The sequence below is a fragment of the Arachnia rubra genome (genome assembly GCF_019973735.1).
GTDB classification, from domain to species: domain Bacteria; phylum Actinomycetota; class Actinomycetes; order Propionibacteriales; family Propionibacteriaceae; genus Arachnia; species Arachnia rubra.
This window is the reverse complement of record NZ_AP024463.1, coordinates 52,260-77,189: the sequence shown is the minus strand read 5'-3', so window position 1 is coordinate 77,189 and position 24,930 is coordinate 52,260. Positions and strand designations below refer to the sequence as shown.

Annotated in this window: 27 protein-coding genes; 7 read left to right on the top strand and 20 right to left on the bottom strand. The window is 57.7% G+C overall.

Annotation, left to right across the window (positions count from 1 at the left end; genetic code table 11):
• Positions 1-59 precede the first annotated feature (59 nt).
• The 4 genes from SK1NUM_RS00340 (at position 60) to SK1NUM_RS00325 (ending at position 4,352) form a co-directional block, all read left to right on the top strand.
• Positions 60-791 carry an SDR family oxidoreductase gene (locus SK1NUM_RS00340; RefSeq protein WP_212323909.1) on the top strand — a complete coding sequence of 244 codons (732 nt, stop codon included), beginning with the start codon at positions 60-62 and terminating at the stop codon, positions 789-791.
• Positions 773-2,080, top strand: coding sequence for an IS30 family transposase (locus SK1NUM_RS00335; protein WP_317988068.1), 1,308 nt, complete (start codon positions 773-775; stop codon positions 2,078-2,080). Before SK1NUM_RS00340 ends, SK1NUM_RS00335 begins: the two co-directional genes overlap by 19 nt.
• A 71-nt stretch (positions 2,081-2,151) precedes the next feature.
• Entirely contained in the window at positions 2,152-2,823 is a 672-nt protein-coding gene (locus SK1NUM_RS00330) for a response regulator transcription factor (RefSeq protein WP_212323901.1), read from the top strand.
• Between the two features lie 218 nt (positions 2,824-3,041).
• Positions 3,042-4,352 (top strand): ISL3 family transposase, encoded by a 1,311-nt coding sequence (locus SK1NUM_RS00325; RefSeq protein ID WP_212327318.1) that lies wholly within the window; start codon positions 3,042-3,044, stop codon positions 4,350-4,352.
• A 129-nt stretch (positions 4,353-4,481) separates the two neighbouring features.
• Here SK1NUM_RS00325 and SK1NUM_RS00320 read toward each other — a convergent pair whose 3' ends face one another.
• The 4 genes from SK1NUM_RS00320 to SK1NUM_RS00305 form a co-directional block, all read right to left on the bottom strand.
• Entirely contained in the window at positions 4,482-4,994 is a 513-nt protein-coding gene (locus tag SK1NUM_RS00320) for a zinc metalloprotease (RefSeq protein WP_212323899.1), read from the bottom strand.
• Complete coding sequence (locus SK1NUM_RS00315) at positions 4,991-5,302, bottom strand: hypothetical protein (RefSeq protein WP_212323898.1); 312 nt, start codon at positions 5,300-5,302, stop codon at positions 4,991-4,993. The genes SK1NUM_RS00320 and SK1NUM_RS00315 overlap by 4 nt, the downstream gene beginning before the upstream one ends.
• Entirely contained in the window at positions 5,274-6,593 is a 1,320-nt protein-coding gene (locus tag SK1NUM_RS00310; RefSeq protein ID WP_212323896.1) for a hypothetical protein, read from the bottom strand. Before SK1NUM_RS00310 ends, SK1NUM_RS00315 begins: the two co-directional genes overlap by 29 nt.
• Positions 6,594-6,709: 116 nt before the next feature.
• Positions 6,710-7,432, bottom strand: coding sequence for an ATP-binding cassette domain-containing protein (locus tag SK1NUM_RS00305; RefSeq protein ID WP_212323894.1), 723 nt, complete (start codon positions 7,430-7,432; stop codon positions 6,710-6,712).
• A gap of 807 nt (positions 7,433-8,239) precedes the next feature.
• Here SK1NUM_RS00305 and SK1NUM_RS00300 point away from each other — a divergent pair.
• The gene (locus tag SK1NUM_RS00300) at positions 8,240-8,461 is read left to right on the top strand and encodes a GNAT family protein (RefSeq protein WP_212323891.1); all 222 of its coding nucleotides are present in this window, start codon (positions 8,240-8,242) and stop codon (positions 8,459-8,461) included.
• Positions 8,462-8,559: 98 nt separating this feature from the next.
• On the opposite strand, the gene SK1NUM_RS00295 is transcribed toward SK1NUM_RS00300, so the two are convergent.
• From SK1NUM_RS00295 to SK1NUM_RS00275, 5 genes are all read right to left on the bottom strand, one after another.
• Complete coding sequence (locus SK1NUM_RS00295) at positions 8,560-8,784, bottom strand: type II toxin-antitoxin system Phd/YefM family antitoxin (RefSeq protein WP_212323890.1); 225 nt, start codon at positions 8,782-8,784, stop codon at positions 8,560-8,562.
• Positions 8,785-9,115: 331 nt separating this feature from the next.
• A complete protein-coding gene (locus SK1NUM_RS00290) occupies positions 9,116-9,706 on the bottom strand; it encodes a NifU family protein (protein ID WP_212323887.1) in 591 nt (196 codons plus the stop codon).
• Positions 9,703-11,640, bottom strand: a complete 1,938-nt coding sequence (gene feoB, locus SK1NUM_RS00285; RefSeq protein ID WP_212323885.1) for a ferrous iron transporter B — start codon at positions 11,638-11,640, stop codon at positions 9,703-9,705. The genes SK1NUM_RS00290 and feoB overlap by 4 nt, the downstream gene beginning before the upstream one ends.
• The gene (locus SK1NUM_RS00280) at positions 11,637-11,885 is read right to left on the bottom strand and encodes a FeoA family protein (RefSeq protein ID WP_212323884.1); all 249 of its coding nucleotides are present in this window, start codon (positions 11,883-11,885) and stop codon (positions 11,637-11,639) included. The genes feoB and SK1NUM_RS00280 overlap by 4 nt, the downstream gene beginning before the upstream one ends.
• Positions 11,886-12,006: 121 nt before the next feature.
• Positions 12,007-12,600: a hypothetical protein gene (locus SK1NUM_RS00275; protein WP_212323883.1), complete on the bottom strand. Its 594-nt coding sequence runs from the start codon at positions 12,598-12,600 to the stop codon at positions 12,007-12,009.
• A 170-nt stretch (positions 12,601-12,770) separates the two neighbouring features.
• Here SK1NUM_RS00275 and SK1NUM_RS00270 point away from each other — a divergent pair, with 170 nt between their 5' ends.
• Positions 12,771-13,703: a 2-hydroxyacid dehydrogenase gene (locus SK1NUM_RS00270; protein ID WP_223927666.1), complete on the top strand. Its 933-nt coding sequence runs from the start codon at positions 12,771-12,773 to the stop codon at positions 13,701-13,703.
• 245 nt (positions 13,704-13,948) lie between these two features.
• On the top strand, positions 13,949-14,617 hold the full coding sequence (locus tag SK1NUM_RS00265; protein ID WP_212323882.1) for a GNAT family N-acetyltransferase: 669 nt from the start codon (positions 13,949-13,951) through the stop codon (positions 14,615-14,617).
• Between the two features lie 6 nt (positions 14,618-14,623).
• Here the strand turns inward: SK1NUM_RS00265 and SK1NUM_RS00260 are convergent, their stop codons facing one another.
• From SK1NUM_RS00260 to SK1NUM_RS00210, 11 genes are all read right to left on the bottom strand, one after another.
• A complete protein-coding gene (locus SK1NUM_RS00260; protein WP_212323881.1) occupies positions 14,624-15,271 on the bottom strand; it encodes an SA1002 family membrane protein in 648 nt (215 codons plus the stop codon).
• A gap of 81 nt (positions 15,272-15,352) precedes the next feature.
• The gene (locus SK1NUM_RS00255) at positions 15,353-15,715 is read right to left on the bottom strand and encodes a TfoX/Sxy family protein (protein ID WP_212323880.1); all 363 of its coding nucleotides are present in this window, start codon (positions 15,713-15,715) and stop codon (positions 15,353-15,355) included.
• Between the two features lie 82 nt (positions 15,716-15,797).
• Positions 15,798-16,787, bottom strand: coding sequence for an alpha/beta fold hydrolase (locus SK1NUM_RS00250; protein ID WP_212323879.1), 990 nt, complete (start codon positions 16,785-16,787; stop codon positions 15,798-15,800).
• Between the two features lie 165 nt (positions 16,788-16,952).
• On the bottom strand, positions 16,953-17,945 hold the full coding sequence (locus SK1NUM_RS00245) for an alpha/beta hydrolase (RefSeq protein ID WP_212323877.1): 993 nt from the start codon (positions 17,943-17,945) through the stop codon (positions 16,953-16,955).
• A gap of 863 nt (positions 17,946-18,808) precedes the next feature.
• A complete protein-coding gene (locus SK1NUM_RS00240) occupies positions 18,809-19,900 on the bottom strand; it encodes an alcohol dehydrogenase catalytic domain-containing protein (protein ID WP_212323876.1) in 1,092 nt (363 codons plus the stop codon).
• A gap of 17 nt (positions 19,901-19,917) precedes the next feature.
• On the bottom strand, positions 19,918-20,862 hold the full coding sequence (locus SK1NUM_RS00235; RefSeq protein WP_212323875.1) for an ROK family protein: 945 nt from the start codon (positions 20,860-20,862) through the stop codon (positions 19,918-19,920).
• Positions 20,859-21,512 carry an HAD-IA family hydrolase gene (locus tag SK1NUM_RS00230; RefSeq protein WP_212323873.1) on the bottom strand — a complete coding sequence of 218 codons (654 nt, stop codon included), beginning with the start codon at positions 21,510-21,512 and terminating at the stop codon, positions 20,859-20,861. Before SK1NUM_RS00230 ends, SK1NUM_RS00235 begins: the two co-directional genes overlap by 4 nt.
• On the bottom strand, positions 21,512-22,288 hold the full coding sequence (locus tag SK1NUM_RS00225) for a VOC family protein (protein WP_212323871.1): 777 nt from the start codon (positions 22,286-22,288) through the stop codon (positions 21,512-21,514). Before SK1NUM_RS00225 ends, SK1NUM_RS00230 begins: the two co-directional genes overlap by 1 nt.
• On the bottom strand, positions 22,285-23,187 hold the full coding sequence (locus SK1NUM_RS00220; protein WP_212323870.1) for an NADP-dependent oxidoreductase: 903 nt from the start codon (positions 23,185-23,187) through the stop codon (positions 22,285-22,287). The genes SK1NUM_RS00225 and SK1NUM_RS00220 overlap by 4 nt, the downstream gene beginning before the upstream one ends.
• A complete protein-coding gene (locus tag SK1NUM_RS00215) occupies positions 23,184-23,999 on the bottom strand; it encodes an SDR family NAD(P)-dependent oxidoreductase (protein WP_212323868.1) in 816 nt (271 codons plus the stop codon). Before SK1NUM_RS00215 ends, SK1NUM_RS00220 begins: the two co-directional genes overlap by 4 nt.
• On the bottom strand, positions 23,992-24,915 hold the full coding sequence (locus SK1NUM_RS00210; protein WP_223927664.1) for a zinc-dependent alcohol dehydrogenase: 924 nt from the start codon (positions 24,913-24,915) through the stop codon (positions 23,992-23,994). The genes SK1NUM_RS00215 and SK1NUM_RS00210 overlap by 8 nt, the downstream gene beginning before the upstream one ends.
• Between the last annotated feature and the right edge of the window lie 15 nt (positions 24,916-24,930).

Here is a 24,930-nt window from a genome sequence, read left to right as displayed (position 1 = left end):
CTTGTCCCCGCACACTACCGCCTCTACGATAGTAGAGAACGAGTTGAAAGGTGAACGATATGACGAAGATAGCGATCGTGGGCGGAGGCATCTCAGGGCAGGCGATCCAGCGCGCATGCCAGGCGCGAGGCCTGGAGGCGGGCCTGTTCTCGCGCTCCACAGGGTTCGACGTGCTCCACGACGACGCCCGCACAGCATTCCCGGACGCCGAGGTGATCATCGACGCAGCCGCGCATTTCACCACGAGCCAGCGGGTGGCCACCGATTTCTTCACCCTCGCGACCAGCAGACTCGCCGCCGCCTCCAACGCGCTTGGCGCCCATCACATCCTGTTGTCGATCGTGAACTGCGACCTCCCTCAGGTGCAGGGCTACGGATACTTCGCCGGCAAGGTCGCCCAAGAGCGTGTCGCCCGTGCTGAGAGCGAGCGGCTCACCATCGTGCGGTCGACGCAATGGTTCGATTTCGCCGGGCAGACGCTGCAGAGGATGAAGTTCGGGCCGTTCGCGATCGTGCCGTCAATGCGGACGCAGCCCATCGCGCTCGACGCCGTCGCCGCGGTCATCGCCGACACCGCCGCAGGTGAGCCGAGCCAGCTGCGCGAGGTCGCCGGGCCGGAGGTGATGACGCTATGGGAGCTAACCAAGCAAATCCCCCACCCGGGAATCATTCCCATCCCGCTGGCAATCCCGACGGGCTACGGAAAAGCTTTCAGGCAGGGCGCACTCGTCCCCGACGACACCGTCCCAGTCGCGGGCCCGACCCTGGCCGAATGGCTGAAAACCCACTGATCCGCCTGGACCATCCCGAAGACGGCGGTTTTGCTGGCCTTGTTGCTGTTTGCTGGCGTCACAGCACAGGCAAACGTGAACAAGGCCAGCGATCCGGGGTTAAGGCCAGCAAAACCGGCTACCACGCCGTCAGCAACGGACCACACGCGATCGGTGATGTGGGAAGCGCCACGACGCGCCGCCCAGAGATGATTCTCGAAGCATCTCGCAGACTAGCCATTCGGTGGTGTCATAGGGTCGTAGCAACAGTGCTTGTTAAGGAGGGGTTGTTGGTGCGGCGGTTGTTGACGGTGACGGATCGGGCTGGGATCGCGAGGGGTTTGGCGGAGGGGTGTGGGTTACGTGAGATTGCTCGGCGGATTGGTAGGGATGTGTCGGTGGTTTCGCGGGAAGTGGCCCGGAATCAGGGTGAGACGGGGTACAAGTGTGTGGCTGCTGATGTAGCTGCGCAGCGGCGGCGTGCCCGGCCCAAGCTCCGCAAGATTGATGCTGATCTGGTGTTGAAGCAGCGGGTGATTGCTGATCTTCGGAGGTCTCGTACACCACGTCAGATCGCGGGAAGATTACGTGCTGAGGCTGGGGGTGACAGGCTTGAACCGTGTCAGGGTTCCCCCACGGCCCAAGGAGCGAGCGTGTCTCATGAAGCGATCTACACCTGGATTTATGCGATGCCGAAGAAGACGCTGCGGGAGCACGGTGTCATGCTCGGGTCGAAACGCACTAGCCGTCAGTCCCGGCGTCGTTTGGGTGAGCGGAAATCCCCGATTGTGGGAATGGTCAGTATCGATCAGCGGCCTCAGGAGGTTACAGGACGGAAGGTTCCCGGTCATTGGGAAGGAGACTTGATCATCGGCGCCTACGGCAGAACAGCCGCGATCACCCTCGTCGAACGAACCACCCGGTTCGTCACGATCCTCGCCCTGCCGAAGGGCAAGAACGCAGACGGGGTGTGTGACGCCCTGATCGACCACATCACTGGGCTGCCCGAATTGATGAAGGGCACCCTGACCTGGGATCAGGGCTCTGAGATGGCCCGGCACGCCGCGTTCACCATGGCCACCCAGATGCCGGTGTACTTCGCCCATCCCCACTCTCCCTGGGAACGCGGCAGCAATGAGAACACCAACCGACTCATCCGTGACTACCTACCCAAAGGCACTCCCATCCCCCAACACCAGCCCTATCTCACAGCCATCGCCGAAGAACTGAACGAACGCCCCCGAGCCACCCTCGGCTACCTCACCCCACGAGAAGCCTTCCAGAAACTACTCGTTGCTTCCACCACTTGACACCGCCTTCAACTATGATGCTTATTCCCAAAATGGGAGACTAGCAGGCCAAAGTAGCATAGACTACCCCAATGAAACTGAAGAACTCGGAGGGCTCATCCATAAGCACTGTCCTCATTGAGGCAGACTCATACGCCCAGCATGCAATTAAGGGGCATCTCTCACAGATCCCAGACATCAATCTAGTCGGAATCACGTCAGAGGCCAAGAAGGCGCTCCCCTTAGTTCGCAAGCTGCATCCCGACGTCGTAGTGATAGATATGCAATCACCAAAAATAAATGGTATCGAATTAACGAAAATGCTAACCCGCCCTCCAGTAATAAGCAGAGTTTTAGCACTCTCTTCCATAGGAGACCTTCAACTTATGGACGAAACCATAACTGCAGGAGCAGCCGGTTTTCTTTTGAAATCAGACAGCTTAAGCCTCATCTCACATGGGATTAGAAGCACCCACAATAACGATGCACTAATTTCGCCGAAACTGGCCACCCTGGTATTAAAGCAGTGGAGCTCCCATCGATCTCCCTTGCCAGAACTATCGGACACCGAACGGGAATTAATAATTTTAGTTAGCCGAGGATTAAGCAATTATGAGATTGCCACAACTATATGCCTATCAACCAACACAGTCAAAAACTATGTAAGTAAGCTACTAAAGCGTTTCGGCCTCACTAACCGGACCTCACTTGCCGCACAAGCACACAAATGGGGGTTACATGATCCCTCAAATCTGCAACAGTAGACGAAAGGGTCAATCGCGAGGGGTTTCCGTTCAAAAACACCACTGTCATAGCTCGCATTTAACAAAATCTAAATGTTTCCCTGGAGGATTATTCAGGAATTATTCCGGCTCTTCGCAGATGAGCGGGTAGCTGGCTGAGCGCGTCGGTGCTGGGATGAGGGTCGAGGCCTTCCGATGATGGAAGTTCTCACACTGACCATCTGTTGGAAGACCTCGACGTGCTCCACGCTACCTTCGTGACCCCTGACCTGACTGTGTTCTGCCGCCTCGACGAGCTCGGCCTCGTGGCCGTCGGCCAGCGGCTGGCCCCGGATCGGGCGGTGATCGAGTGTCGGGTCGCTGAACCAGATCCGTGGTGCCGGGGCTGCGGCAGCAGGGCGCTCTCCCGCGGGACGGACACGCGACAGCTCGCGCATGAGCCGTTCGGGCACCGCCCGACCATGCTGCTGGTCCGCGTCCGCCGATACAAGTGCTCTGGGTGCGGGCGCTCCTGGCGCGAGGACCTCACCGCTGCGGCGGCGGAGCGGGCGAAGCTGTCTCGTCGCGGGATGCGGTGGGCGCTGGAAGGGATCGTGATCGACCACCTCACTGTGTCCCGGGTCGCCGCAGGGCTGGGGGTGTCCTGGCACACGGCCAATGATGCGGTCCTCGCCGAGGGACGCCGCGTGCTCATCGATGACCCCGGCCGGTTCGACGGGGTTCGGGTGCTCGGCGTCGACGAGCACGTCTGGCGCCACACGAGGTCCGGGGACAAGTACGTCACCGTCATCATCGACCTCACCCCGGTGCGTGAGAAGACGGGCCCCTCGCGGCTGCTGGACATGGTCGAGGGGCGCTCCAAGAGCGTATTCAAGACCTGGCTCGCCGCCCGAGTCCAAGGTTGGCGGGACGGGGTCGAGGTCGTCGCGATGGACGGGTTCACCGGGTTCAAGACCGCCGCCAGCGAGGAGCTGCCCGACGCGGTGACGGTGATAGATCCATTCCACGTCGTCCGTCTTGCCGGCGACGCGCTGGACCAGTGCCGTCGCCGGATCCAGCGCGACGTATTCGGGCGGCGGGGCCGGAAGGACGATCCGCTATACAAGGCCCGCCGCACCCTCCACACCGGCGCCGGCCTGCTCACCGAGAAGCAGCAGACACGACTGAAAGCACTGTTCGCCGACGAGCAGCATGTCGAGGTCGAGGCGACCTGGGGCATCTACCAGCGGATGGTCACCGCCTACCGGGAACCCGACCGCAAACTCGGAAAGTTCCTCATGCAGTCCGTCATCGACTCGCTGACCACTAGTGTCCCGACCCTGCTCGTCGAGCTGCGCCGCCTCGGCCGCACCCTGAAGCAGCGCGCCGCCGACATCCTCGCGTTCTTCGACCGCCCCGGCACCAGCAACGGCCCCACGGAGGCAATCAACGGCCGCCTCGAGCACCTCCGCGGATCGGCCTTGGGGTTCCGGAACCTGACGAACTACATCGCCCGGTCGCTGCTTGAGACCGGCGGCTTCAGGAACCACCTACACCCTCGTTTGCGATGAGCCATTATTCCCGCCACGACATTTCCCTTGTCAACCGTGGTTCGCCAGGGGCTTAGCGGCATTGCTGAATAATCTTCCTGGCCTTGATAAGGTATTTTGCTGTGCTGTCATCCACCCATGAATAAACCTCTATTTATCGTTAGAATCTCTACATTCTCTGCAAAATCTATAGCTCTGACGACAAGCCATGACTAATGCTTTCCCATCACCAAAACAAGGCAAAAGAAATATCAAGTGACTAATAAATATCCCGCATAATATAATCGGAACCTTAAAAATAATTAGCAACAACCCGATAAGCACTGGTATGCCCGGTCCTGAAATACTTATGATGACAGCTTCTCTCAATGCTAGTGCTCCTTCAGGTCTCAACGAGACCCTTAGCATATTCTGTTCTACCACTACACCTTTAACAGCGGGAATATGACAGATCACCAAAGCATGCGCCAGTTCATGCAAGAGAAAGGAACCCCAAAAGCACCCAACTAATACCAAGGATATGCGCCAGGCAAGGGTAAACAGCCAGCTGGCTCCATAAACCAGCTGACCAACCACAGCACCAATCCAGAATAGTCCTGAACAAACCAGCAAAGGGGAACCAGCCTTTGCAACAGCTGCGATGATTTTTCTATATAAGTTCATTTGTCATCGAACAAAGAGGCGCGGTATGATTTAAGGAAAGATAAAATCAACAGGAACAGGAAAAGAAATGCCGTAAGCACCAAAACCGCAATCAGAAGCGGCCAAGCTGACGCAATCCCGACATTCATTGTAAATGTGTTTCCATCTACCGGAATAGTTTGAAAATAAACGGCTCCAAAGAACCCTTCCACCCGAGTCCCGATTTCACGGTTGGATGCCATGACCCACAGTAATGAACCAGTTGCACTGAGCATGGTCAATAACACCGCAGAAAATAGGCTACCCAATAGTAGTTTCAGATACTTCATGTCTTTCCCTCTTCTCATTAGTATCGATGAACCAAACAGTGAGGATGGCCGCTAAGACAGCTATCGCAGCAAGCAGAATTTCTGTGTCCACTGGAAATCTTAATAAACCGGCGGTGACCCCGAGGAAGGCAAGGCAGATCCCAAGAACCAGACATCCAAAAAGCGTGCTGATAGGGTTATCCTTCTCTGAAGGAAAGGCTGTTCCTATCAGTACCGAGCAAGTGACAGCACTTAATAATCCGGTCAGCGGCTCAAAACTTGTCATGATAAGTACTGGCTGCCAGGCCATCAGAACTATAGACCCTAACGCAAAGATTCCACCAACTGTAAGGAATTGCGCCGATATCATCAAAAACCAGATTCGTGCAGCTCCGCCCTCAGGATGCAGCACCCGTAAGCAGCGAGTATTGCCATACTGATACATGGCAGGAAAACAAAGAACTAAACATGACCATAGTGGGTGGATATCACGAGAAAAGCCAAGATAATAAAATACAGCGATCATTAGCGAGATAGCAAGCCATAGCTGTTGGTTACGCATAGCATATGCCAGATGAACCTTCCATGGCCCTCGTATACTTTTTGGCTGCGGCGTATTCACAAAACGCTGAATCACAGGATGAGAATTCGGCGCAGTCAGTAACGCGAGGAATCCAAAAATTGCAATTAGCACTACAGATGAGACGACAAAACAAAATACACCACAACTATTAAGGATCCAAGCTATCAAATTGAACCCTATAAAAGATCGATCATCGCCCGGAGGAGATATACCGATGATAAATGACATAGTCTGTGAATTTATCCAAAGAATAATCGTGAATAATGTAAGCAGGAGAAGCATCGAGCGCGTTCTTTTGAACCCCAGCCACCCTAATAGGATATCGCCTAGATTATAGACTATTGCACACGTAAAATAGACGAGTATCGCGGTAATTATAGGTGTCATCGCAAGAGCCAATCCTGAAACGCCAAGAATAAATAGGGTAGCCGTACTCATTGCAGCGAGAAGCACAAGCGTAACTGCGATAACACAAGCAGCCTCGAAGCAAAATATCGCTGTCCGGCGTTCCTTATGGCTCACTGGAAGCTGGTAGGTGAACTGAAACAAATCCCGCGATCCATCAATCAACAGCCTCATTCCAAGAAATATCGAGATCACAGTTATAGTGACAGAAACAGAAGAGATATCATATATATACTGCCAGATCTGCAAGTCAGACCCAATTGGAAGCATGAATTGCATAGCAATGGCAGCAGCTCCTACGATAAAACTGATCAGAGCTAGCATCAAGATTATTCGGACACCAGGCTTCCTCAGTGGTCCAGTATGCAAGATACGCCGAATGAAGTATTGTATAAGCACCCATGTTAGAATGCCTACACGACGAAGATTAAACATCACCATTAGCTCCGGCTATCGAGGTGTGACAGGACTAGATCAGAAATACTAGACTGATTCTGCGATAGGCTCTCGACAGAGACATCAGTAATTACATGACCGTAATCTAGAAAAACTACTCGGTCAGAGATTCTCTCCAGCATGGGGAAATCATGAGAGCACAACAAGATGCCGAGTCCTTCTCCACGCATTCTAAGCAATTCCTTTTCGACTAAATGAAGAGCTTCTAAATCGATCCCATTCAGCGTCTCATCGATCACGGTCAGCGACCTCCGCATGAGAAATGCAGATATCAGCTGTACCTTTTTCCTCATACCATGAGAATAATCTTCCATAAGATGGCGTACCCTACCGGATATTCCATAAGCCTTAAATGCATCCTCTGCCATTTTTAGATCCACTGATGAACCATAGAGGCTCGCAGTTAGCTGAAGATACTCTGAAGCGCGTAGGAATTCTGGCATGTGATCATTGCTGGTCAGATATTGCCCTTGGGCCCTCCCCGCTTTTGATTTATGCGATCTACCATTCACACTAATGCTCCCGGTTTTTAATCGAAGGAGGTTGAATATTAGTTTTATTAGCGTTGATTTTCCAGAACCATTTGGCCCCAGCAGACCAACAATTTCTCCACGCGAGACGGAGAAGCTGATGTCGTGCAAAACCTCAACTCCTGCATCATAGGCATAGGAGACGTTTTTGATATCTAATACCGTATTGGAGACCATGGTATCCCTTTCGGGTTTAGGTGGAGGATCACTCTTCAGTGATCCTCCACAGTTTCTGACTGCTATGTCAGCGTTTGCATTCCAGGCCTACCTCCCAGCCATTCTTCCAATACCAGTTGCCAGTGAAACTGCCATTGCCATAGATTACGCACCAAGCAGCCATACCGGCTAGGAAGGTAGCGGCGAGGGCCAAAACGACGGCCACAACTACCAGGAACCATCCGTCGTAACGAACAAGAGCAGCGTCGAATCGAGTCTTCAGCTGAGCTGCCAAAGGGCGGCAGGACTCAGCGACAATAGATGACTTCATAGTCTTCTCCTTCCCTATAGAGCGAGACTCTCAGTGCCGATCCCCATATGGATTCACGCGCGCTCGGCTTGTCTCCGAGGCCGAATCTACCCCGCTTTGATTCGTTATAGCTACACTATGATCGACCTTGTCCACCAAAGTCAATCATAGTTGTGACTTTTGTACTATGGCACGATCTGGCTCCATCATCCTGGAGATTCTGAGGTGCGCTCTTCGACCTAGGCTAAATACCGGAGGTCTGTCGAGTAAAATCCCTTGTCAGCAGAAGATCACCTATATGGGGCGGGACTGGCGGAGCCATGTTGCCTACGCGATCCCATGCCGCCTTGACTTGTGCCTACGACATCGTCATAGGCCTCCCAACCCTGGATGAGACGATGACACTGGCCAGATTCTCCGAAGCACCGAAACTGAAGAGATCACGTCCCGGCTGAAGGCCTATGACAACGCTCAGTGCCCTGCTGAGGTCGACGGCAGAGTGCGCCTGGGAATCAAGGATGGGAGACAGGCTCATAGCCGGGGACGTGCAACTCCGCAGCCACCGGATCCCTTACGTCTCGACCCTGTTCGTGGACGAGAAGGAGCATCATTGCCGGGGACTGGGACACCGCCTGATAGAGGCCGTCGAGGAACAGGACCAGTTCCTGGACTCCACTCTGATCCGTCTGGACACCTTCGACTTCCAGGTCCCTGGGTTTACAGGAAACTCAGATAGATAGGAGGTCGCCCACCACAGGGCCAAGCAGGAAGGACTCTTCGAACGGCTTCTTCCTTAAGAGCCTTTAGATTCATAGCAGATCCGCCACTGTTATGACTCCTAGAGCGCGAATTCCTCCTTGGGCATGGTCCTGAGGAGAATATCGTCGGGGATGTCATATTCGGCATAGCTTGGAAAAACCCTTTTCGCGGGTTCACAGACGGCAACAATCCGGGCAACGGGTCGTCCGGCCTCAGCGATGATGATCTCCTCGCCATTCCCAGCCCGGGCGAGGAGGTCAGGGAGCTGTGCCCTGGCCTCGGAGACGTTGACCTGTGTGCTCATGGTTTAACGGTGCCAGCGAGCACCTCCTCGATCAAGACCAGGCAGCCGCCAGCCCGTCCTTCCGTTCGCTGGCCTTACCGCGGTTTTGCTGGCCTTGTTGCTGTTTGCTGGCGTCACAGCACAGGCAAACGTGAACAAGGCCAGCGATCCGGGGTTAAGGCCAGCAAAACCGGCTACCACGCCGTCAGCAACGGACCACACGCGATCGGTGATGTGGGAAGCGCCACGACGCGCCGAGCGAGTGCATGCCGGGCAGCAGCGCGGTGGTCAGGACCCCGGCTTGCTGAAGGACGACGTCAGCGCGAGATCCAGCGCGTAGGCGGCGCGGCGGTCAGGACCTTGGCTTGCGGCCTGGGAAGTTGAGCCAGGTGAGGCCGCTCTTCTTCCCGTTCTTCCTGTCGTCGTCCCCCACCCGTTTGACGGTCCGCAAACGTGGATAGCGAGCGCGGATGGCGGTCTCGATGCGGTGGTGGAGGGTCTGGCCGGCGGCGGGGCAGTCCTCGCAGGCCCCGCCGAAGTCGACCTCCACCGTCTCGGCGTCATTGTCGGCCACCTGGATCTGCCCACCGTGGCTGGCGATGTACGCGGCCAGCTGATGCTCCACCACGTCACGGGAGATGTACCTCAGCAGGTCGGCGGATCCGGTCTCGACGTCCCAGCCCTCGTCCCCGAGGGATGCGACGAGGGCGTCACGGACCTTGGACCCGACCCGGCTCCAGACCTGGTCGGACGGGATCCAGGTCCAGACGCCATCGGCCTCCACCAGGGCACGGGAGATCACCCCGTATTCCAGCATCGACCCGAAACTACCGGGCGCGCCACGCACCTCCCCGACGGGGACGGAACCGGTGGGCACCACCCACCGCACCGCCTGCGGGTCGCCGGGGACGGCCTCGGGATGGATCGGAAGCGGCCTGGTCATGTGAACGCCCCCACGATGAGTTTCGCCGCGAACGCGAACACCCAGGCGAGCGTCCCCATGTAGACGAACGCGATGGCCGACCAACGCCACGTGCCCGTCTCGCGTTTCATCACGCCCAGGGTGGAGGCACACTGCAGCGCATAGACGAAAAACACCAGCAGCGCCGCGATCGTGCTCGGCGTGAACACCAGCTCACCGGCGTGCGGGCCGTCGGAGTGTGTCATCTGCGCCAGCGAGTCCCCGGGATCCTCCGGGTCCTCGGCCGCGGCGACCTGGCCCAGCGTCGAAACCACCGTCTCGCGGGCCGCGAGGGAGCTGATCACGCCGATGTTGATGTGCCAGTCGAAGCCGAGTGGGTCGAAGACGGGGGCGACGGCCCGGCCGATCCCGGCGGCGTAGGAGTTGTCGAGGGTGTAGGCGGTCACAGCCGCGTCGTCGCCGACGTCCACCCCGGCGGCGGTCATGGCGTCCTCGCTGGGGGTGGGGAAGTTCAGCAGCGCCCACAGCACGATCGTGACCACCATGATGATCCCCGACACCTTCTTCAGGAACGCCTTGCAGGAGTCCCACACAGCGATGACGACGGTGCGGAAGCTGGGTAGCCGGTAGGACGGCATCTCCATGTAGAACGGCAGCTGCGTGGTGCCGCGTCCGACGATGCGCTTGAACACCCACGCCGCGACCATCGCGGAGACCGCGCCGAGCAGGTAGAGCCCGAACATGATGGTGCCCTGCGCCTGGAACGGTCCCCAGAACAGGTCTCCAGGCACCATAATCCCGATCAGCAGGGTGTAGACGGGCAGGCGCGCGGAGCAGGTCATCAGCGGCGCCCCCATCATGGTGGCAATGCGGTCCTTGGCCGACGGCAGGGTGCGGGTGGCCATGATGCCGGGGATGGCGCAGGCCACCGAGCTCAGCAGGGCGACGAAGGCGCGTCCCTCCAGCCCGGCCATGCCCATGACGCGGTCCATCAGGAAGGCGGCCCGGGACAGGTAGCCGCTGCCCTCCAGCAGCGCGATCATCAGGAACAGCAGCGTGATCTGCGGCAGGAACGCCACCACCGCGCCGACGCCGGCGAAGATGCCGTCGCCGACGAGGGAGGCCAGCCAGTCGATCGGGATCTGATCCTTCGCCAACCCACCGAGCCAGACGAAGAAGCCCTCGAAGGCGTCGTTGATGGGGGCGGCGATGGTGAAGATGATCTGGAAGAACACGTACATCGTCGCGAAGAAGATCAACGTCCCCCACACCGGATGCAGCAGCACCCGGTCGAGGCGGCGGGTGCGCTCGTCGGCACCCGGGGCGCGGTAGTTGGCGCTCTCCAGCACGGACTCAGCCCAGGACGCGACCTCCTCGTGGCCGGTCGGCGGCGGGACGATGGGCGCGGGCCACGAGCCGACCTCGGTGAAGGCCTCGGACAGAGCGTCGACGCCACGCCTGTCACCTGCGACAACGGGGAGCACGCGCACCCCGGCCGCCCGGGAGAGGGCATCGACGTCGACAGAGCCACCGCGCCGGGCCAGCTCGTCGGTGAAGGTCAGGACCGCGAGGGTCGGGCGTTCGCGCTGCAGCACCTGGGCGAGCATCCCGAGCCCGCGGCGCAGCTGCGTGGCGTCCATCAGCACGATGTGCCCGGAGATCGGCGAGTGCACCGACTCGCCCGCGTCGAGGACCTCGGTCACCACCTCTTCGTCTGGGCTGATCGGGTCGAGGGAGTAGGTGCCGGGCAGGTCCTCGATGATCACCTCGGCATCGCCGTGTTTGTGGACCCCTTCGTAGCGGGAGACGGTGACGCCGGGATAGTTGCCGGTCTTGGCGCGCAGCCCGGTCAGGGCGTTGAACAGGGTGGTCTTGCCGCAGTTGGGGCTGCCGACCAGCACGAAGCGGCGCAGTCCGGTGGCGACGGGGGCGGAGTGCTCGTCGTGGCAGGTCATGACTGCACCAGCACTCTCGAAGCCTCAGAATGGCGGAGCACGATTTCAGTTCCGCCGACGCTGAACATAAGCGGGTCGCGCAGTGGCGCGCGTCTCTCCAGCGTGCAGCTCAGTCCCGGGGCGAAACCGAGGTCGAAGAGCCGACGACTGATCACGTCGTCACCGTCGAAACCGGTGATGCGCGCAGTCGCACCAACCTTCAGGTCAGCGAGTGTCCTTGCGGTATAAGGTGTCTCGTTCCTCATGGTCGCGAACTTAGCAACGCCTTGCCTTGCAAGATTTACGAGGGTTAGTGTCGCAAAACCTAACTTCCGTTGACTAGGAAAATCACCGGACCGGACGAGTCGCCACCCGGCCCGGGGGTGCTCACTCTCCGGTCCAGAGCGCCCGGCGTGGTGTGTTGTTCATCATGATCTGGCTGCCCGCCGGACCTTGGCTGATCGCAGGACCGCCCACTCGCGACGTCCTGGCAAGGGGTGGGTACCGCAGCCGGACCAGCAGCTCGATGTGCTGCTGGAGCTCCGCGGCGGCGGTGGGGTCGCGTTCCTCAAGCTGGCCGAGGTCGAGCAGCAGCCAGGTGGCGTCGTTCTCCACCACCTGGACGGTGGTGCTGGCCGTCTCGATGACGCTGGCCAGGTCGTTGTCCACGACGTCGCTGGCGACCAGGCGCAGCAGGTCGGCGGAGTCGCCGTTGATTTCCCAGCCGCTGTGGTCCAGCGATCCCGCGATGGCATCGCGCACCCTGTGACCCCAGTCGTCCCAGTCACGTCCTGGTCTCAGCCAGGTCCAGATGCCCTCGACCTCCAGCAGGGCCAGGGAGATCACGCCGTCGCGCAGCAGCTGCCCGAAGGGACCTGGCGCGGTCGCGATCTCGCCAACCACGTCATCGGTTCCCGTGTGGACCACCCAGCGCACAGCTGAGGGGTCCCCCTGCACTTCCTGCGGATGGATCGACCTCATGGAAAGGAGCTTAGAGGCTCCACCAGCATGAGCGGTGATGAAGTAAATAAGAGACGTTCTGGCGATGCTGAGAGCACGGGCAGCGCATCGGCGTTACCCATCCACCTGCCACCGGGTTAACTTCTTGGCGGATCACCTTCAGGCAATGCCGCGCTGATTAGACTCGGGACATGATTGTGACCCTGCCGGACCAGCAGCTCCTTGAGGCTCTCACCGCCCACACCCCCGCGGACAAGCTCGGTGTCGAGCTGCGCATCTGGGACTGGAACTCCCCCGTCCGCGATGTCCTCGGCGGCGAAGCCGATGACGTGGCCGCCACCGTCGTCCCGTACTTCAGGCCCGCCCCGGCCTGGCGGTCGCTGGCCGGCCTGCCGAGGCTGCGGCTGGTGCAGGCGCAATCGGCCGGCTACGACAATCTACTGCACATCGTCCCCGACGGCGTCGCCCTGGCCAACGCGCGCGGCGTCCATGAAGCGTCCACCGCGGAGCTGGCGGTCGGGCTGATGCTGGCGGCGCAGCGTGAGCTGCCGCGCTGGGCCCGGGAGCGCCGCTGGCAGTCGGCGTCCACCCGGGCGCTGGCGGATTCGCGGGTGCTGATCGTCGGGACGGGTGCCATCGGCGAGGCGATCCGGGCACGCCTGGCGCCGTTCGAGGTCGAGATCACGCGGGTCGCGACCACCGCCCGCGACGACGAGCACGGCCACATCCACGGCATCGACGAGCTGTCACAGCTGCTGCCGCACGCCGACATCGTCGTGCTGATCGTGCCGCTGACCGATGCCACCCGCGGCCTGATCGGCACCGAAGAGCTGGCGCTGATGCCCGACGACGCACTGCTGGTGAACATGGCCCGCGGACCCGTCGTCGACACCGACGCCATCACCGCGGAGGTGGTCGCCGGCCGGCTGCGAATGGCCTCCGATGTCTTCGACCCGGAACCGCTGCCCGACGACTACCCCCTGTGGCAGGCTGACAACGCCTTCATCAGCCCCCACATCGGCGGCAACACCACCGCGATGCGGCCCCGGATGGTCAGACTGCTGGCAGAGCAGCTGCCACGCCTGACCGACGGCCGGGAGTTCATGTTCGTGGTGAAGTCGTAGGACGCCACGTGCCCTACGGCTGTGACCCCGCCGTCCTGCCTTTTTCCTGCTTTCTCTTTTCTGCTTTTCCCTACTTTTCTGCTCTGCTTTTCGCTGGCCTTAATCTTTTCCGCTGGCCTTGCCGCCGGTTTGCTGGCCTTATTCACGTTTGCTGGCCTCACAGCACAGGCAAACGTGAATAAGCCCAGCGAATGAGATATAGGGCCAGCAAACTGACCCCGGAGATCCGGAGATATGGAGGACCCATGACCGCACCCGACCCGCTCGACCCGCTGGTCGATGCCTACCCGCCGTTCGGGCTGCGGATCAGTCACGGCAACATGACGTTGCGCGTGTTCCGTGACGCCGACTTGCCCGAGTACCTGGACCTGCTGAGCGGCCCGGTCTTCGCCGACGAGGACGCTGACTGGGTCTTTCCCTGGTACGAGTCGCCGCTGCCGGAGCGGCGCCGCAACGCCGTCCAGGCGCACTGGGGCTGGCGCGCGAGCTTCCGGCCGGAGGACTGGACCCTGGCCTTCGGAGTGTATGTCGGCGGAGTGCTGGTCGGCTGCCAGGACGTCCTGGCGGAGGACTTCGCGAAACGCCGTGTGGTGCACTCGGGGTCGTGGCTGGCTCTTGAGCATCAGGGCAAGGGCTGGGGCGTATGGATGCGCAAGCTGATGCTGCACTTCGCGTTCGACCATCTGGGGGCGCGCAGCGCTGAGTCGGAAGCGGTGGTGGGCAATGAGGCGTCGCTGGGTGTCTCCCGCAGCGCGGGCTACGAGCTGAATGGCCTCCACACCGAGGTCCTGGGCAGGCGAGTCGTCGACCTGCAGCGCGTCGCCGTCACGCCGGAACAGTTCCGTCGTCTCGACGGTGAGGTCGTGGTCGAAGGACTGACCGACGACCTCAAGGCCATGCTGGGCGTCAGCTGACCGCAGTCACGCGGGCGCTACGCCTGAAGCAGGGTCGTCGCCATCTTCTACGGTCTTCGTTCGCGCATGGTGGATCTTCTCCATTACCACGGCAACCCAAGAGGCGATCAGGACCGGCTGCATCACGAGGTTGATGTTCGACGGGGAGAGGATCACGGAGAAATAGTGCTCGATCGACTGATTTTCCAATAAAGCCTTGAGAACGGATGAGAAGCCGTTGAATACGATCTGATACACCACCAGATAAAACGTCACCCACTGGATATAGTATTCACATATGACGTAGTCCTCATCGCTCATATGAAGCAGCGTCTGAACCTTCGGCGGCAGCCTCTTGCGAAGGTGGAATTGCAGTATCGCCGTCGCTAGGATAACAATCAGGGTGAGCAGCAGAAGCTGACCGGTGGCGACCCTCTCGTTCACCCCGACGAAGAAGAACTCGTCGCTATCCCCAAACATCAGGCCGACACCGCCAATCAACAGCGCCAGCACAGCCAGCACGAGGAGCATGATCACGGCGTTCGTGACCATGATGATGAAAAAGTTCACCAAGACGGAAAGCAGACTGAATTTTCTATTCGTCCGTTTGCCATAAACACTTCTCCCAATGAAATACAAGAGAGCCAGGACGACGATAGCCTCCACGAATGCCATGGCCGGATTTTAACATGCGTAACTTCCAGATCCCCGTTTCAGATGACGGTCTTTCCCCGGACCCGAGAAGGCATATCCCACTTATTTTTCAGCGTCGTCCTTCGCACGTCGCCGTTTCCGGGGCTTCTTCGGGGGCGGGACGGGAAGGGCGTCAGCGGTGGCCCGGACCAGGTCACAGAGAATCTCGGAGCTGTCGATGTCGATCAGCAGGTAGTCCTTCGATCCCGGGTAGGCGGGTGCGTATTCGGGGTCCAGGTCGTTGTCCGCCAGCACCGCCAGACCCTCGGGGGTGGGTTTGAGGAAGAGCTGGTCGTCGCAGATGAAACCCACCACCTTCACGCCGACGTAGAGGGCGAACTCCCCGAACATGCGGCGCGTCGAGACCTCCCTGACGTCCCGGAGTTGTTCGACGATGTAGGTGGCAAAGCCGGCGGTGGAACCCATGGTGGCAAGTCTGCCACGACCACGAGGGCCTGGCGGGCGAACCCACCAGGCCCTCACCAAGACCGGGGCACCGCAGCCCAGGCTAGCGGCGGCACTCGGCCATGAGGGCCCGGGTGCCCTCGCTAATACGCTTGTACTCAGTGTGATGGACGAAGTGACTAGCATCGACGATCACCGACCGCCGACAAGAACCACTGCCCACATACTCCGCAATCTCCGCATCCGTATATGCGGCATCGCGTGTCTGCGCAGAGGTGTAGACCAACACCGGCAGCTTCTCATCGAACCGAAGATTCCGGGTCTGCGCGAAAGCCTCCGCATCGACAGCCATCTGCCGCCTGATATTCGCACTCAGGGCACTCCAGTTGATGACCATTCGCTGTAGTTCGAGGTTCTCCTTGCTGTAGCCGTCGGCGCTGCTGCCTCCAATCAGAGAGGGATCCGTACCCCGGAAGGCCTGGAAAATCCGTGTCCATCCAGCCTGAACTGCCAAATTTAAATACCAGGGAGAACCAGATTCTGTGCGATTCTCGAAGAACTTCGCATTAGAGAGGGAGGGATCTAGGCCGACATAACCCGCGACCTCGTCGGGATACTGATCAGCAAAGGCCTGAGAGTTCAATCCGCTGATGGAGTGCCCCATCAGAACATAGGGGCCTTTCACCCCTGCGGCATGCAACGCGGTGTGAACATCCCGCGCGATATCCGATGGCAACATGGGAGAGTCCGTGACATCGCTCCAGCCGTAGCCGAAGGGCTCCACCACCGTCACCGTCGCCCACTTCGAGAGCTCCTTCACCAAGGGCTCAAAATCCAAATCCGGAGCCGGGACACCAAGACCCGGAAGCAGAACAATACTCGTATCACCCCCCCCCACCGTGTGGACGTGCATCTTGTGGCCGTCGACATCCACCAACTGCCCCGGAGCCGGATGGCTCGCGCGTTCGTACGCGGTCATCGCCATGTCGGTGACCTTGATACCGGCCAGCAGTACCACCAGCACCAACACCACGACCCCAAGCCGCCGCAGCCAGCGCCTACGACGAGGTTTCTTTTCACCTTCAACTTCCATGGTGAACAGTCAATCCCACAGGTCGCGCGGCGTCATCAGGGTCAACCCCTGAACCAACCAGGGCCAGCCCCTCAATCCCCTTCACCTCACGTCCCCTCGCGGCGCCGGGCCTGGCGGGCAAACCCGTCAAGCCCCAGTCAAAGACGGAAGCGGCCAGCACGCCGGTTATCGGTGGCATTCGGTCATGAGGGCGCGGGTGCCTTCGCTAATGCGTTTGTACTCGGTGTGATGGACGAAGTGGCTGGCATCGACGATCACCGACCGCCGACAAGGACCACTGCCCACATACTCCGCAATCTCCGCATCCGTATATGCGGCATCGCGTGTCTGCGCAGCGGTGTAGACCAACACCGGCAGCTTCTCATCAAACCGGAGATCCCGGGTCTGCGCGATAGCTTCACCAAGAACGGTCGCCTGCCGGTCGACATTCGCGCTCAGCATCATCCAGTTGGTCAGCATCCGCTGCTGTTCAAGATTCTCTTTGCTATAACCATCCGCAGAGCTGGCCCCGAACATAAACGAGGGATCAGCACCACTGAAAGCCGTAATAATACGCATCCACCCAGCCTGCACCATAGGCCTGAAAACCCATAAATAAAACCGGGGAAACGCGGGACCCGCCTGGCTGTCGAAAAATTTCGCATGGGGAATAGTCGGGTCCAAACCGACATAGCCGGCGACCTCGTCGGGATACTGATCAGCAAAGGCCTGGGAGGTCAATCCACTAATGGAATGCCCCATCAGCACATAGGGGCCTTTCACCCCAGCGGCATGCAACGCGGTATGAACATCCCGCGCAATATCCCGAGGAAGCATAGAAGAATCGGTCACGTCACTCCACCCGTAGCCGAAGGGCTCCACCACCGTCACCGTCGCCCACCCCGACAGCTCCCTCACCAAAAGCTCAAAATCCAAATCCGGAGCCGGGACGGCAAGACCTGGAAGCAGAACAATACTTGTGTCACCCTGACCAGTGGTGTGGACGTGCATCTTGTGGCCGTCGACATCCACCAACTGCCCCGGAGCCGGATGATCCGCCCGCTCCCGCGCCGTGAGCACCACATCCGCAACCTTCACCCCACCCAGCACCACGGCCGCCATACCAAGCCGCCGCAGCCAGCGCCTGGAACGAGGTTTCTTCCCACCTTCACTATCCATGGGGAACACCCAACCCCAAACACCAGACACTGTCAAGCAGGGGTACCCCCGACCTGACCCCGAGAGGACCGTCCGCCCCGCCGTCCTGATTCAGGTCCGCTGCCTCGATACGGGAAAGGCGGACGTAGCATCCGCGCCTTCTCAAACGATAACCCGACGGGGTGGCCTAAATAATGGAAAAGCTCTCGCAGTATGCAGACACATATCAAGCAATGACCGAGCAAAAACCAGCGTCACCATCCTGATTATCATCCTGGTCCTGAGCCTCGTGCTCCTCGACGTCCTCACGACGAGAAAAACGGCAGTATACGACCGGCACCATGAAATCCCCCTCGATTCTCTGACCTATCAGCTACAGACTCAGCCGGGTCAGCTCTATGGGCAGCCGCCTTTCCAGGGAATGCCTCCCGGCTCTCCCTACTACACCCCCACTCCAAACGGACGCCCTAGCAAAGCAACCGCGGCAGCTACCTTGGGAATCGTCAATGGGTCCCTGGGGATACTCCGCGCCATAGCCACGTTCCTCTTGCTGGCTGTAGTATTCAGCAACCCCCGGATCCGCGCGTCAGCAGGCAGCTCCTACGAGAACACTGGGTTCATGCTCGTATCCACTGAGGCAATCTGCACTCTCGGCATTGCCGTTACCCTACTGATCGTCACCAAAGTACTGCAAGTCGTGACTAATAAAGTTTATTTACAGCCACAGGAAAACCCGCGCCGACAAGGGCATTTACTGAATCGAAAGCTCCTCATAGATAACCCCCAATGAAGCTTATTCATGGGAGCCTCGGGAACAGTGCAATTTTTGCCAGGCCCCGACTGTAGGTAGCCATAAATGGCCCCCATGGAATCCCTCGCAAAATTCAGAGCATATCGAGCACCAAGCGAACTACTAGCTCACCATTCACCACCCTGGTTCCCGTCGATAGCATTACATTAAGAGTTTCAACACCCTTCTCGAAAGGGAGGTCATGGGTGATAAGACAGTCCACCTTACCCCCAAAATCCGGCTCCTCAAGTAATTTCGATGCGGCTTCTAGCCTGGTATTCGAAACACCACGATTTCCAGTAACGACCATCGATCGCTCAGAATCGCTAAAAGTCACACGGCACGGAGGCCATAAGCCACCTGTATTTGCGACGCGGACACCATACAGATCAACACCAGGAAACTCTGGACTTACAGTATGAGGGGAAAGTCCTCCCACGAGATGCACGGCAGTAAGGCGCGCGCCGAAAGTTTGCGCTACTTCAGTCAAGCCTGGCGCCGTTCCGGCTCGATGCGTAGCAGACAGCATAGAAATACGGCCGTCTAAGGCAGATTCAAGATCCGCGACAGTGCGGCCGTTGACAACACGCGGCTCAAAGGCCCGTGTCCATCTAACTCCCAGTTCAGACCTATGCACCATACCAAGAGAAATCTGTTCTCCAAGTATTTGAGGCGCGACGACCGCCGCCAAATTGCCTATCAGGCCATCGCCAAGGATGAGGAGGGCATCGGGGGTCTCGAAACGGAGGCATTCCAGGGCATAGATAACCACAGCCAAGGGCTCGATAAGCGTTCCTCGAGCTGAAGGAATACAAGATGATATGCGCGACACCAACCCGCCAGAAACCGCTGTTTCAGGTATGCGAACACGCTGCTGTAAAAGACCATTTAGATTGTGTCCCAGAAGAAAACTCGGATCAGAAGGGTGGGTGGGATTTACGGTAACACGGTCGCCAACCTCAAATCCGGAAACTCCCTCCCCAACTTCAACAATCTTTGCAAGCCCCTCGTGACCAACAACCAAAGCTGGGTCATCTCGTAACTTTCGAAGAATCTGCATATCTGTACCGCATATGCTAACTTTCTCCGGAGCTACAATAAGTTCTCCAGCCTCCGCCTCGTCCTTGTTCAGATAGTCAATTGCACAACGATCTCCACGTCGAACAACAGCTTTATGCTTATCCATATAATCATCCTCTTTTTCTATCTTATATTTCTGAGATATCCCTGCGCCATAAGCTCGGCACCGATCTCGGGGCAGACTTGGTCAAAAGAAACCACATGTAATCTTGGGTGTTCCTTGAAGTGACCGTCCGAATACGACTGGACAGCAGATAGCTGACGATTAAGCTCGCGCTTGTATGGAGTTCCAATTCCAGAGGGAACGCCACCACCGATGCCGATCAGATCGACGTGCGGTTGGAGGACGCGTACCGTACGGATGAGGTTCGCAATCGGCTCAATTATGACTCGGAGCAAGCTTTCACACGTCCTAGAAGGCGACCCATCATCCAAGTATATCTCCTGGCTGTTCCTTGTAATGCCGAGCCGTTCGGCGACATACGGTATGGCAGGACCCGCAGAGATCGAGGCGATGTGCCCCACTCCACCGCATTCACACGCTAGACCACGCACTGCGTCAGCTGCACTTGAGGTAGCTGGCAAATGTCCGACTTCTCCTTGAAGGCCCTCCGAATCGACATCAATCTGCCCCGTAGGGAGGTGCGCAGTTCGAAGTGCAATACCACTACTGATTGTAATGTACATCACATATCGATCTTCGGATCGAGCGTACTGCTTAGCGAAATGTGCAAGACCAGCTGTTATGTCATTAGATACCGACCAGTGCACATCAGGCCGCCGCTTTTCGAGAAGTCTGCGAAAGGGAACCTCATAGCGTCCCGCTCCCCAGAGAGGCCCTGAACCATAGGCAATATCTACTTCAGGATCGTAGGCTGCGCCGAGAGAAATATATGCATCCACGCACGCTGGAGCTCGCTCTGCGACGAGGTAAACCAGCTCCTGGATAAGAGCATCGCTAGACTTCAGCGGATGATGCAACCTGCTGGGTGTTGAGATACGCTCAACCTGGCCACCATATCTGAACCGCGTCCAAGTGCCTCCGATGTCAACAAGGAAGGCATTCATGGAACTACGATCCGTATGCAACTGTCCATTTCCTTGATCATAATCCCCTCATAATCAGGGATGGAGGCAATGATATCGCAGCCATGCACATGTGGACTTTTCCCGATTGCGACTGTCATAATTTTCGCCTCCTTGAGTGCTCTGAAGCCGACCGCCGAATCTTCGAATGCCAAACAGTGGGCCGGGTCGGCCGCCAATTCTTGCGCAGCTACGAGGAATCCTTCTGGCGATGGCTTCCCCTCTCGGACGTTCTCCGCACAGACCGCGACCGCAGGAATAGGCAGGCCCGCTCCATAGAGGCGGGATTCCATTACTTTCCTTGGCGCTGCAGTCACGACGGCCCAGCGATGCCTTGGAAGTGAATGAATCAAGGTCGCTGCTCCGGGTACTGGCATTATGGTCGTTGCCGCAGCGATCTCATTGCAGCGGATAGTTTTGAGCTCATCGGCCACTTGCTCCGCAGTCAGCTCAGGCATGATAGTGGATAAAATGTCACGTCCACGTCGCCCAGGCAATAGCTTACGGACCTTGTCAAAATCGATACCATACCGGTCTGTAAACTCATGCCACGATGCCTCAATTGATGGCGTCGAGAGGACCAACGTATCGTCCAAGTCGAATAGCAGCGCAGAGCACTCTAGAGTTACCATCAGTGATGGGACTCCTTTATGTCTGAGATATCAGATGCCCACTGAATACCGGAGAGCGCCAGCGAGTGTCCACCTAATTCATCGATGCTGCGGGGTAATTCCTGCTTAAAAACCCCATGCTTGAATAATTCAATATTGAGGCCATTCGCAACAACCATGGCCATGGTTGATGTGCAGGCCACATCGATACCAAACTGACGACGAGTGAATATTTCATCAACTGTCAGCTCGGTACCAAGTACATACTGGGCACCGGCCTTTTTTGTCAGATTCGCGATGGTTGAGTCAAGATCTGCGACACTGTAACCCACATGATCGAGGCCACGGATGCCAGGAAGCGCTCCTGGCTTCTGTCGTGGATGCTCATGATATAGGCGTTTGTTGCTCCCACTAGTGTAAGCAGGAGGATCAGGCCACTCCTGAAGTTCAAAGAGACTCCCCCAAGGCGACTGGAAATAGATCCATTTGTTCCCTTGGATTGGCCCATTTGGTATCTCAATGATGTCACCAAGTGCTTTGGTTCTAGGGAGCTCATTTATCCGGTCTACCACTTCGTGGATCCCATCGACACGAAAACATATGTGAAGCGTTCCCAGGTCGGTGATCGATGGCGGTTTTCGAGGCTCAGGACTGCATGCTTTGAGCTTAAGCTCCACGCCTGGATCGAAGGTGAAGAGTAAGTCACTGCCTGTGGGCTTACCGATGATAGACGACAGCCATGCAGCGGCTGTCTCAACGTCAGGAACGGCTAACGTAATCTGTTGTGGTTGGGTCATGGGATCAGTAGCACCTTTCCGCGGATGCCTCCGTACTCAAAATCAGCGTGGGCATTGGCAACTTGGGTGAGTGGGTAGACGGGACCCGCTGGCACAGAAAGTTTACCCTGTGCCACTTGATCCGCGATCTCAGCGAGCTGTTGTCCATTTTCTTGCACATAGCTTTTCATCGGAATTATTCCACGTTCAGGTTGAGGCTGAGTGTTATCTGTGATCGATACAAACTTGCCATCATCCCTCACGTTAGAGATGGCTTCCGGGATTCCAGCGGTGTCAATGACTGCATCGAATGCTGCTACGGGGATTTCTGTCGTTGAATCATAGACAGTTTCGACGCCAAGAGCAACAAGGTCATCGGTATCACTGAGCCGAGCCAGGCCTGCCACCCGATGCCCGGCTTGCAGAAGCCACTGCACGGCAACTCGCCCGACTGCTCCAGCCGCTCCAGTAACAAGAACAGGCGTGTTGTCATCAGGTAAATTGAGCTTGCTCAGCATCTGAGCAGCCGTGAGCACAGTCAGAGGCACGGCTGCAGCCTCTTGGATACCAAGGCCTGTAGGCACGGAGGCAAATAGCTCCTCGGGTGCGCACACATATTCTGCGTACGTTCCTTGGCCGCGTACTGGTTGTGCAACCATGCCCATAACTTGGTCTCCTACGTGGAATCGTGAGACATCAGCGCCGATGGCATCAACAGCCCCAGCCACGTCCCAACCAAGAATGGCAGGAAAATTGAGGTCAATTTTCAGGAACCCAGAACGAGTCTTGATATCGACTGGGTTGACGGCCGCCGCCGCAACCTTCACCCGGATCTCCCCAGACTCTGGCTCTGGTATCGGGACATCGCTGACCCGGAGTTCTGATGCAGGTCCCGTACGATTGATTATTGCTGCTTTCATGAGTGTGTCCTTTCACGGATGTGGCTGGTATTGTATGCTGCTTTAGCATTTTCTTCGGCAGCAGTGAGCATGAGACCCCCATCAATGTAGAGCGTTGCTCCCGTCATGTATGACGCCTCCGAGCCGAGGAGCCACGCGACTGCGCTGGCAATCTCAGCTGGTTGAGCAGCTCGTCCCATCGGGATTGCCGGACGTCTGATAATCTCTGAGTCAGAGCCATGAAGAACTCCGTTCATAGGGGTCGCCGTTTCACCTGGTGCTACTAGGTTTAAGCGGATGCCGTACTGAGCAAACTCAAGGGCCAGTGCGCGAGAAGCTACGGCTAGTCCTCCTTTGGAGGCGCAGTACTGCGCTCCTCCCGTTATTGGTATCTGATCATGCACCGAGGTGATATTGACGATAGAGCCGTGGAGATCATTCGTAGCAAAATAAGATGCAGCTGCCGATGATAGCAATAACGGCGATGAAAGGTTGATTGCGATTATCTCTTCGAGGCGAATAGGGTCGAGAGTCAGTCCTGAAGATCGATCATTTATTCCCGCATTGTTAACGAGATAGTAAATTGGTCCAAAATCCTTGGCGAGCTCGTCGAATCGATCAGGAATACTGTGCGGATCACTCAAGTCGATATGCACGGGAATTGCTTTCTCTTTTCCCATTGAATTCAGGGAACTGCAGAGCCTTTCCGCGCGCAACCTCCCAGAGTGGAAGCCGATCAGCACTCGGATGCCGTCGTTGGTAAGTCGCCGCGCAATGGCGCTTCCGATTCCGCTGCTCGCCCCTGTGACGAGGGCTGTACTTGTCTCAGGCAATCTTCAACACAACCTTCGGGTGTTCACGAGGTTCTTCGAGCCGTTCAAATGCCGCTCTGACCTCGGAAATTGGGTAGATACGATCCACGAGGTGATTGACCTGCTGTGAATGTTGATGGAGGAACTCAGCAGCTGCAGGATAGTGATCTACTCCGTGTCGGACGCCGAAGATGGCTTGTCCGTTAAGCGCAAGCTCGGAGATGTCAAGTCGCGTGTCTGCAGACGGAACTCCTATAAGTAGTATAATTCCACCGACCTTGAGATGCGATAGCATGTCTTCCGTTGCGCTACGAGCCCCTGAACACTCCCAAACCACATCATAGAATTCGCTGCTGATATCCTCTGGATCGGTGACGGTATTTATACCGAGGTCAATTAAATGAGAAGAGGACACCGGTTCAAAGACCGTAACCTCAACTGGATAGTACGAGAGCACCAACGCGGCTAGGCTACCCATAGTTCCTCCGCCGACAATCAGGATGCGGTTGCCGGGTGAGGGACACCATTTCGCGACTCCTTCAAGAACAGTGACTAGTGGTTCGATGAGAACTTGGGCTGGATGTGGTTCGGAAGTGGCAGCGTCGTCGAGAAGCATTAGCGCAGATGCCGGCATATTGAGTAGCCCTGCCGCAGCGCCTGGGTGGTCGTACAGGCCGACCTCTCTGACGCGGAGGCAAAGGTTCTTGTGACCAGATTGGCAGGCAACGCAGGTCTGGCATGACAGCATGGTGCTCCCCGTGACGATTGCGCCGGGCGTGAGATGCCCTGCGCTGGGGTCCTGCGGGGGCTTCTCAATAGTGCCGACCCACTCGTGGCCAAAGTGGTGTGGGTAAGTAGTCTGTCCGGCTCTCAAGTACTTTGATGTTCCGTGATAAAGCTCCAAGTCGGAACCACAGAGCCCCCAGGGCCTCGGCAAAGTCTTTCATTCTTC

Coding starts and splice junctions, on each gene's coding strand:
- SK1NUM_RS00240 (WP_212323876.1), bottom strand. CDS start 19,900: ATGGATAAGCATAAAGCTGTTGTTCGACGTGGAGATCGTTGTGCAATT.
- SK1NUM_RS00265 (WP_212323882.1), top strand. CDS start 13,949: ATGACCGCACCCGACCCGCTCGACCCGCTGGTCGATGCCTACCCGCCG.
- SK1NUM_RS00300 (WP_212323891.1), top strand. CDS start 8,240: ATGGGAGACAGGCTCATAGCCGGGGACGTGCAACTCCGCAGCCACCGG.
- SK1NUM_RS00320 (WP_212323899.1), bottom strand. CDS start 4,994: ATGAACTTATATAGAAAAATCATCGCAGCTGTTGCAAAGGCTGGTTCC.
- SK1NUM_RS00335 (WP_317988068.1), top strand. CDS start 773: ATGGCTGAAAACCCACTGATCCGCCTGGACCATCCCGAAGACGGCGGT.
- SK1NUM_RS00305 (WP_212323894.1), bottom strand. CDS start 7,432: ATGGTCTCCAATACGGTATTAGATATCAAAAACGTCTCCTATGCCTAT.
- SK1NUM_RS00230 (WP_212323873.1), bottom strand. CDS start 21,512: ATGGTAACTCTAGAGTGCTCTGCGCTGCTATTCGACTTGGACGATACG.
- SK1NUM_RS00225 (WP_212323871.1), bottom strand. CDS start 22,288: ATGACCCAACCACAACAGATTACGTTAGCCGTTCCTGACGTTGAGACA.
- SK1NUM_RS00315 (WP_212323898.1), bottom strand. CDS start 5,302: ATGAAGTATCTGAAACTACTATTGGGTAGCCTATTTTCTGCGGTGTTA.
- SK1NUM_RS00310 (WP_212323896.1), bottom strand. CDS start 6,593: ATGCTAGCTCTGATCAGTTTTATCGTAGGAGCTGCTGCCATTGCTATG.
- SK1NUM_RS00260 (WP_212323881.1), bottom strand. CDS start 15,271: ATGGCATTCGTGGAGGCTATCGTCGTCCTGGCTCTCTTGTATTTCATT.
- SK1NUM_RS00270 (WP_223927666.1), top strand. CDS start 12,771: ATGATTGTGACCCTGCCGGACCAGCAGCTCCTTGAGGCTCTCACCGCC.
- SK1NUM_RS00280 (WP_212323884.1), bottom strand. CDS start 11,885: ATGAGGAACGAGACACCTTATACCGCAAGGACACTCGCTGACCTGAAG.
- SK1NUM_RS00235 (WP_212323875.1), bottom strand. CDS start 20,862: ATGAATGCCTTCCTTGTTGACATCGGAGGCACTTGGACGCGGTTCAGA.
- SK1NUM_RS00245 (WP_212323877.1), bottom strand. CDS start 17,945: ATGGATAGTGAAGGTGGGAAGAAACCTCGTTCCAGGCGCTGGCTGCGG.
- SK1NUM_RS00290 (WP_212323887.1), bottom strand. CDS start 9,706: ATGACCAGGCCGCTTCCGATCCATCCCGAGGCCGTCCCCGGCGACCCG.
- feoB (WP_212323885.1), bottom strand. CDS start 11,640: ATGACCTGCCACGACGAGCACTCCGCCCCCGTCGCCACCGGACTGCGC.
- SK1NUM_RS00275 (WP_212323883.1), bottom strand. CDS start 12,600: ATGAGGTCGATCCATCCGCAGGAAGTGCAGGGGGACCCCTCAGCTGTG.
- SK1NUM_RS00330 (WP_212323901.1), top strand. CDS start 2,152: ATGAAACTGAAGAACTCGGAGGGCTCATCCATAAGCACTGTCCTCATT.
- SK1NUM_RS00220 (WP_212323870.1), bottom strand. CDS start 23,187: ATGAAAGCAGCAATAATCAATCGTACGGGACCTGCATCAGAACTCCGG.
- SK1NUM_RS00340 (WP_212323909.1), top strand. CDS start 60: ATGACGAAGATAGCGATCGTGGGCGGAGGCATCTCAGGGCAGGCGATC.
- SK1NUM_RS00250 (WP_212323879.1), bottom strand. CDS start 16,787: ATGGAAGTTGAAGGTGAAAAGAAACCTCGTCGTAGGCGCTGGCTGCGG.
- SK1NUM_RS00295 (WP_212323890.1), bottom strand. CDS start 8,784: ATGAGCACACAGGTCAACGTCTCCGAGGCCAGGGCACAGCTCCCTGAC.
- SK1NUM_RS00255 (WP_212323880.1), bottom strand. CDS start 15,715: ATGGGTTCCACCGCCGGCTTTGCCACCTACATCGTCGAACAACTCCGG.